At 72.3% G+C, this 6018-nt stretch carries 7 protein-coding genes; 4 read left to right on the forward strand and 3 right to left on the reverse strand.

Annotated features, from left to right (window positions below; all coding sequences use genetic code 11):
* Positions 1-106 precede the first annotated feature (106 nt).
* Positions 107-1108 (reverse strand): class A beta-lactamase, encoded by a 1002-nt coding sequence (bla, locus tag FNH04_RS39810; RefSeq protein WP_152790977.1) that lies wholly within the window; start codon positions 1106-1108, stop codon positions 107-109.
* Between the two features lie 147 nt (positions 1109-1255).
* Here bla and FNH04_RS39815 point away from each other — a divergent pair, with 147 nt between their 5' ends.
* From FNH04_RS39815 to FNH04_RS39830, 4 genes are all read left to right on the forward strand, one after another.
* Positions 1256-2146, forward strand: coding sequence for a LysR family transcriptional regulator (locus FNH04_RS39815; protein WP_322725221.1), 891 nt, complete (start codon positions 1256-1258; stop codon positions 2144-2146).
* On the forward strand, positions 2143-3045 hold the full coding sequence (locus tag FNH04_RS39820) for a serine hydrolase (protein WP_152790981.1): 903 nt from the start codon (positions 2143-2145) through the stop codon (positions 3043-3045). Before FNH04_RS39815 ends, FNH04_RS39820 begins: the two co-directional genes overlap by 4 nt.
* Positions 3046-3153: 108 nt before the next feature.
* On the forward strand, positions 3154-3579 hold the full coding sequence (locus FNH04_RS39825; RefSeq protein WP_152790982.1) for a pyridoxamine 5'-phosphate oxidase family protein: 426 nt from the start codon (positions 3154-3156) through the stop codon (positions 3577-3579).
* A 26-nt stretch (positions 3580-3605) separates the two neighbouring features.
* Complete coding sequence (locus FNH04_RS39830) at positions 3606-4274, forward strand: pyridoxine/pyridoxamine 5'-phosphate oxidase (RefSeq protein ID WP_152790984.1); 669 nt, start codon at positions 3606-3608, stop codon at positions 4272-4274.
* Positions 4275-4284: 10 nt separating this feature from the next.
* Here FNH04_RS39830 and FNH04_RS39835 read toward each other — a convergent pair whose 3' ends face one another.
* Both FNH04_RS39835 and FNH04_RS39840 read right to left on the reverse strand, forming a co-directional pair.
* Positions 4285-5184, reverse strand: a complete 900-nt coding sequence (locus FNH04_RS39835) for a GNAT family N-acetyltransferase (protein WP_152790985.1) — start codon at positions 5182-5184, stop codon at positions 4285-4287.
* A 74-nt stretch (positions 5185-5258) separates the two neighbouring features.
* Entirely contained in the window at positions 5259-5897 is a 639-nt protein-coding gene (locus FNH04_RS39840) for a GNAT family N-acetyltransferase (protein WP_152790987.1), read from the reverse strand.
* Positions 5898-6018 lie beyond the last annotated feature (121 nt).

Raw genomic sequence — 6018 nt, forward strand, 5'->3', positions numbered from 1 at the left:
CCCCTGGAGGCCGCCGCCCCAGACCCCCGCATCGGCCTGACGGCCTCGTCCTCGAACGCCGGACGGGCTGGTTGTGCCTGGCCTCGGCTGACGATTCAAAAGTCCGCTACGACAAGGTGCCGGCGACCACCGATGCCGCTTCCGCGAGCAGTTTGTTGTCGTAGGTGTCGTCCTCCTCGCCCCGGTTCGTCAGGATCGCCATGACGATGGGGGCAGAGTCGGGGGGCCACACCACGGCGATGTCGTTGCGGGCGCCGTAGTAGAAACCGCTCCCCGTCTTGTCGCCGACCACCCAGCCCTCGGGCACCCCCGCCCGGATGAGCTCGTCGCCGGTCATGTTGGTCTTCAGCCATTTCGTGAGCTGGGCACGCTCGCGCTTGCCCAGGACGTCCCCGAGGACGTATGCGCGTAGGTCCTTCGCCAGGGCCCGCGGAGTGGTGGTGTCCCGCTTCTCACCCGGGACCCACTTGCTCAGCTCGGGCTCGATGCGGTCCATCCTGCTCACTTTGTCGCCCAGCCGCCTGAGCTCCGCTTCGAGAGCCTTGGGGCCGCCGAGCTTGTCGTACAGCAGGTTGGCCGCGGTGTTGTCGCTGTAGCGGACGGCTGCGTCGCACAGCTCGCGCAGGGTCATCCCGGTCTCGACGTGCTTCTCGGTGACGGGGGAGTTGGCGATCAGGTCGTCCTCCGAGTACCTGATCACCTCGTTCATGCCGTTGAGGGAGTACTTCCGCAGGACGGCGGCGGCTTGGAGCGCCTTGAACGTCGAGTGGTAGCCGAACCGCTCGCCGGCCCGATAGGCCACCTCGCGACCGGTACCGGTGTCGATGGCGTAGACGCCGAGCCGGGCGTCGTATTCGCGCTCCAGTTCCTTCAGGGCGCCCGCGACCGGCTTCGCCGCCGCGACCGGGGTCGTCATCACGGCGGACCGCCCCGACGACGAACCCGTCGAACCCATCGGAGCCGTTGAGGCCGATGAGGCCGATGAGGCCGGGGAACCGTCCTGGCCGCAGGCGACGAGCGGGACGGCGAGGGTGAGCGCGGCGAGCACACCGCGCAGGGCACGGCGGGCATGGGCACGGCGGGCATGGGTGTGCTGGGTGGTCCGCATGGTCCGACCTCCTGGGTGGTCATGAGTTCGTCTCAACCGGGGATCACCCTCACCGGCGGGCGGCCATGCGGTCCAATACGTGAATGCGCCGTTCCATGCCGATCCCGCATGGGAGTCGGGCCATGGGACTGGCATAGGGTTCCAGCTGTGGATCTGGTGGCAGCGTGTCGTGCGTTCGTCAGCGTGAGCGAGCACGGCGGTTTCACCGTCGGTGCGGCCGCCGCCCGTATGTCCCAGTCGGTGGCCAGCCGCCGGGTCGCCGCACTGGAGGAACGGTTCGGTGAGCCGTTGTTCGAGCGCACATCACGGCGGGCCGTCCTCACCCCGTTCGGCCGGGACATGCTGCCGACCGCCAGACAGCTCGTGCAGGCGGCCGACGTGCTGCTGCACGAGGCGGAGGCCGCCAAGCGCAAGCCGTGGCGGCTCGCGGTGCCCGGCATCTGCTCCACCGCCGGTCTGGCCCGCCTCGTCGCCGAGGCACGCGGGCACGGTGTCACCCTCGATCTCCGGGTCGCGGGACCGGCACAGCGCACGGAGCTGCTCCACGCGCAGCAGGTACGGGCCGCCCTGCTCGCGGTGGTGCCGGACGACGCGAGCTGGTCCGTGCCGCTCGGGCTCGCCGGGGCCCGGGACCCCGGCGTCAAGCGCCTCTACCTCGAAACCCTGCGGCTCGGACGCGCCTCCTCCGGCCCCGCCCGCCGCGTCTGGATCCAGCCGGAGGACGACGTGCCGCACATCCGCGACCCGCTGACCCGCCTGCGCGACGCCGTCGGCCTGCGGCCCGCACAGCTCGTCGCCGCGCCCGACCTGACGACGGCCGCGGCGGAAGTCCTGTGCTCACGCGACCTGTTGCTGTGCTCCCCCGCCCAGGCAGAGGAACTCGGCCTGGCCTGGCGGCCCATCGGCGAGATCACGATCAGCCGGGGCTTCGCCCTCGCCGCCGCCGGAGACGGCAACCCCCAGCACATCGAAGCGCGCCTGGGCGACGCCATCGCCCGCTGCCTGGGTGCCGGAACCACGGAAAGGGCCCGGACTTGAGCACCGAGGCATTACTGCACGACCTGCGCGGACAGCTGCGCGACGGCGGCCTGCACGGCTGCCTGCTCGTACGGGATCTGCACACCGGGGAGGAGCTGGGGATAGAGCCGGACACCCAGCTGCCGTCCGCGTCCCTGGTCAAGGTCCCGCTCGCGCTGGCGACGCTCGAGCGCGTCCGGCGGGGCGAGCTCGACGGAGCGACGCCCCTCGACGTGCGACCCGGGCGGATCACCACGCCCGGCCCCATCGGGCTGAGCCGGTTCCGCCACCCCGCCCGGATCTCGGTCGACGACCTGCTCTACCTGAGCACCTGCCTGAGCGACAGCCACGCCGCCGACGCGCTGTTCGGCCTCACCCCGCCCGCCCGGGTCGCCGAGATCCTCCACGAGCTCGGCCTGCGCGACATCACCGTCCGGCACACCATGTACGAGCTGATGGACACGCCCGTCGAACGCTTCGACGCGGCCGACGTCCACCTCGCCCACGCGCTCGCCATCGACGCCGGCACCAGCGGCCGCGGACACCGGGTGCCGCAGCTCGACACCACCCGCGCCAACACCGGCAGCGCACGCGCCTGGGCCGAACTGCTCCGGGCCCTGTGGACACCGTCGAAGATCCACCCCGAGGTCGCCGAGCGCGTACGGGACCTCATGGCCCACAACGTGCTCCGGCACCGGCTCGCCCCCGACTTCAGCTCCGACGCCACCACCTGGTCCTCCAAGACCGGCACCCTCCTCAACCTCCGCCACGAGATCGGGGTCGTCGAGCACTCCGACGGCCAGGCCTTCGCCGTCGCCGCCCTCACCGAGTCACTCGTCCCGGCCGGCAGCCAGCCGGGCGCCGAGGCCCTCATGGCCCAGGTGGCCCGCCGACTGCGGGACCATCTGCGTCAGCTGTAGCCCACCCGCGGGAACGCGGAATGTGCGGGGAATACCCGGCGGCCCGGGACTCGCTGACGCAGACAGCACGACGACGATGTCCGCGCCCCCTCGCTGGAGGAGACCCCCATGGCCCTGACCCGTGCAGAGCGTGAGCAGTTCCTGGCCGAGCCGCACGTCGCCGCGTTGTCGGTGGACTCGGGCGAGGGACGGGCCCCGCTCACCGTGCCGATCTGGTACCAGTACGCGCCCGGCGGCAACCTGTGGATCATGACTGCGCTCGACTCCCGCAAGTACCGGCTGATCGAGGCGGCGGGCAGGTTCTCGCTGATGGCGGACCGGCTCGAACCCACCATCCGGTACGTGTCGGTCGAGGGCCCGGTGATCGACACGGTTCCCGCGACCGTCGAGCAGCTCCGGGAGATCTCGGCCCGCTACCTCCCGGCCGAGAAGGTGGACGGGTACGTCGACTTCGCCTGGAAGAACCACGGCGAGCAGGTCGTCGTCCACCTGCGCCCGGAGAGGTGGGTCTCGTCCGACCTGGGTACCGTGTGAGGTCCTGAGCCGGTGACAATCGGGGCATGGGAACCGATCTTCAGGAACTGCTGAGGTCGCTGCGGGTGTGGGACCCCGAGCACACCTCGCTGCCGCCCTTCGACCCGGCCTCCGCGCCCAGCGAGCCGCTGCCCCTGTTCACCACGTGGTTCGCCGAGGCCGTGGCGGCCGGACAGAGCGAGCCACACACGATGTCCCTGGCCACGGCGGACGCGGACGGCACGCCGGACGTACGGACGGTCATGCTGCACGACGCGGACGAGCGCGGCTGGCACTTCTCCTCGCACGCGACCAGCCGGAAGGGCCGGCACCTGGCCGCCCGGCCGTATGCCGCCCTCGGCTTCTACTGGTCCGCGCAGGGCCGCCAGGTGCGGGTGCGCGGCCCGGTGACGATCGCCCCCGCCGAGGTCGCCCAGGCCGATCTGCACGCCCGCTCCACGGGTGCGCTGGCCGCCGGGCTCGTGGGCCGGCAGAGCGAGGTCCTGTCCTCGTACGAGGAACTGGAGCGGGCCTCGGACGCCGCCTGGGAACGGGCCCAGCGCGAGCCGACGGCGCCGGTGCCCTCCTGGACGGCGTACGTGCTCACGCCGGAGGAGGTGGAGTTCTTCCAGGGGGACGCGCGGCGGCGCCACGTACGGCTCACCTACCGGCGGGCGGAGGACGGCGGCTGGGTCAGGGAGCTGCTGTGGCCGTGACGGAGGTGGCTCAGCCGGCGGCCCGGGGCGTGAACGTGTAGGTGGCGAAGTCCTGGACCGGGCGGTAGCCGATGCGCTGGTAGAGACCGTTGCTGGTCGGATTGGCCAGGTCGGTGAAGAGCAGCACCTCGCCGGCGTCCGTGGCCAGCGCGGCCCGGCTCACCTCGGCCGTGGCCGCGCCCGCGTACCCGCGCCTGCGCAGCGCCACCGGGGTGTAGACCGACATCACGCGCACCTGCCCGGCGATCGGGGGCGTGGCCCCCGCCATGGCGGCGGGCGTGCCGTCCGGCAGCTCCCACAGCGTGATCCCGCCGTACGCGATCCGCGTCCCCGCCCACTTCTCCGGGTCCTCCCGCGCGGGCTCCCCGGCCTCCGTAAGGAACGCGTCGTACCACCGCGCCACCACTCCGAGGTCCTCCGCGGTGGCGACCCGCGCTTTCCCGGGCGGGGCGGGCTCGGGCACCGTGAGCGTGCCGAGCCGGTACAGCCGCTGCCGCATCACAAGCCGGCCGACGGCTCCGGTACGGCGCTCCCACGCGGCCGCGAACTCCGCGGTCGCCTCCGCGGGGCCCCCGACCCCGGGCAGCGTCTCGTCCGTCTCCCCTGCCTCCGCGAGCCGCCCGGCGAGCGCGTCGGCGGCGTCGGGCGTGGTGTCGGTGAGCTGCAGGGGGAAGGGCGGTGTCCGGAGCGCGGTGGCGCGTACGGCGCCCTCCGGGTCCGTGAACCACGCGAAGTACGGCGCCTCATCGCCGTACGCCTGCGCTCCTCGTGTCCGTACGGCGTCCGTGACCGACAACTGCACGGTGTGCGCGGCCGGTTCGGACCGCAGGAAGGGCCCGGCGCGGTCGAGGAAGAGGTCGAGGTCCCGTGTGATGTGCCAGGAGGAAGGGGAGGGGAAGGGGAAGGCCATACGGCCATGGTTTCGCTGACTACCGCTGCATGCACGCTATTTACCGTTCCTCAGGTGGAGACCCCCGCCCTCCGCTACTTCGCTTCCGGCTCCGGCTCCGGGTCCGTGGCGACGCGGGCGTGCAGGTGGACGTCCCGGAAGGCGTCGTGGCGGCCCACGTCGAACATGGCGCCCCGGAGCGTGCCCTCGTACGGGAAGCCGCAGCGTTCGGCGATACGGCAGGAGGCCTCGTGGCCGAGCGCGTGTCCGAGCTCCAGGCGATGCATGCCCAGGTCGGTGAGGGCCCAGCGGGCGGCCAGGCGGAGCGCCCGGGTGGCGACGCCCCGGCCGCGGGCCTCGGGAAGGACCCAGTAGCCGACGTGGGCGGACCGTATGAAGTGGTCTATCTCGTTGACGCCGACCTGCCCGAGGGGCTCCCCGCTCCCGGCGTCGGTGACGCAGAAGGACGCGCACCTGCCCTCCGCGGCCCATTCGGCGCGCAGCCGCAGCGACTCGCGGGCGTCCTCCAGCCGTTCGACCAGCTTCACCGGGGTGTTCCAGCGACGGAACTCCGGGTCCGAGCACCCTCGCAGCCATGCCTCCACATCGGACTCGGACTCCGCGTCCCAGGGCCGTAACCGCAGGCCGAGGCCGAGGAGTTCGGGGGCGGACGGGAAGCCGGCGGGGGCAGCGGCCGACGGTGAGGACTGGGACGGTCCGTGAAGATCAGTCATCATTCCATTGAAACTCCCGAGGGATTCAGACCCGCCTCCGGGGCCGGAACACCGGAACCGCGACCGCCGCCTCCTCGCCGGCCCCCCGGAAGGTCACCTCCAGCTCCATCCCCACCCGCAA

The organism is Streptomyces phyllanthi (assembly GCF_009377205.1).
GTDB lineage: Bacteria > Actinomycetota > Actinomycetes > Streptomycetales > Streptomycetaceae > Streptomyces > Streptomyces phyllanthi.

What these genes read in the sequence shown, in the direction of transcription:
- FNH04_RS39825 (WP_152790982.1), top strand. Translation starts at nt 3,154, where the DNA reads ATGGCCCTGACCCGTGCAGAGCGTGAGCAGTTCCTGGCCGAGCCGCAC.
- bla (WP_152790977.1), bottom strand. Translation starts at nt 1,108, where the DNA reads ATGCGGACCACCCAGCACACCCATGCCCGCCGTGCCCATGCCCGCCGT.
- FNH04_RS39835 (WP_152790985.1), bottom strand. Translation starts at nt 5,184, where the DNA reads ATGGCCTTCCCCTTCCCCTCCCCTTCCTCCTGGCACATCACACGGGAC.
- FNH04_RS39840 (WP_152790987.1), bottom strand. Translation starts at nt 5,897, where the DNA reads ATGACTGATCTTCACGGACCGTCCCAGTCCTCACCGTCGGCCGCTGCC.
- FNH04_RS39830 (WP_152790984.1), top strand. Translation starts at nt 3,606, where the DNA reads ATGGGAACCGATCTTCAGGAACTGCTGAGGTCGCTGCGGGTGTGGGAC.